This is a genomic window from Micromonospora acroterricola, from assembly GCF_003172955.1.
In the GTDB taxonomy this organism is placed as follows: Bacteria; Actinomycetota; Actinomycetes; order Mycobacteriales; family Micromonosporaceae; genus Micromonospora; species Micromonospora acroterricola.
Genome location: NZ_QGKR01000039.1, coordinates 1 through 1,074, shown reverse-complemented (window position 1 = coordinate 1,074; position 1,074 = coordinate 1). Strand labels below are relative to the sequence as shown.

The 1,074-nt window shown below is 73.6% G+C and carries 1 protein-coding gene; it reads right to left on the bottom strand.

Features of this window, described 5'->3' with window-relative positions; translation table 11 throughout:
- Nucleotides 1-3: 3 nt before the first annotated feature.
- A partial coding sequence (locus tag DKT68_RS00440) for a phosphatase PAP2 family protein (protein WP_236646644.1) occupies nucleotides 4-1,074 on the bottom strand: 1,071 nt, incomplete at its 5' end.

Below are 1,074 nucleotides of genomic sequence, written 5' to 3'. Positions count from 1 at the left end.
GTGTTAGCGGTCGGCGGGCACGACCGGCTCGTCGGCGGTGCTCGGTCCGACCCGCGCCGGTTGCCCGCTGGCCGGCCGGCCCAGTGGGTCGGCGGCGCCGTCGGGGCCGGTGATCTCTCCCGGTGGCGGTTCCTCGGCGGCGGGGCCCGCGCGGCGGGCCCGCAGGGCCGCCCAGGCGCGCTCGGCCAGGCCGACGACCAGGAAGGTCAGCCCGACGTACGTCCAGCCGACCAGGACGTCGATCACGTAGTGCTCACCGGAGTAGACCAGGGTGAACGTCATCGCCAGCGGGTACGCGAGCAGCAGCGGCCACCAGCGGCGGCGGGTGGTGTGCAGGAAGAAGAGCACCACGAACAGCGCCCACGCGGTGTGCAGCGACGGCATGGCGGCGACGGGGTTCGAGGCGATCTGGCCGGCGTTGAGCACGTTGCCGGCGCCGTGCATGCCGAACGCCTTCCAGCCCCGGGTGGAGATCCGGGCGACCTCGGTGAGCAGGCCGTTCTGCGCCGCCCACCAGGGCGGCGCCGCCGGGTAGATGAAGTAGGTGGCCAGGCCTGCGGCGCAGAGGAAGCCCCAGCGCCGCATGTACGCCGCCCAGCGGTGCCGGTCGCGCAGCCAGAGCACCGCGGCGGCGGCCAGCGCCACGACGAAGTGGGAGAAGTACACCCAGCTCGCCGCGATGTCGTACCACTGCAGCTGCGCGTGGTAGAGGTGCTGCTGCAACCAGATGGTGGGCACCTCGCCGCCGGTCGCCCAGCCGAACATGAACCGGTCGGCGACGATGAGCTCCATCGCGTGCGGTGTGGCGCCGTTGTCGGCGAACCCCCGGGACAGGTTGTACGCGGCCAGCAGCAGCACCACCGGCACCCAGTCCCGGGCGAAACGCAGGTGACTGCGCCACGGCCGGTCGCTGTTCCAGGCGATGGTGCCGGCCCAGATCCAGACGAAGGCGTACGCGGGGTCGGTGGGCAGCCCGATGCCCAGCCAGGCGGCGACGAAGGCGACCGCCCAGATCGTCATGGCGACGACGCGGCGACGGCCCCCGTCCGGGGACGCGGGCGGGTCGGTCCGGGC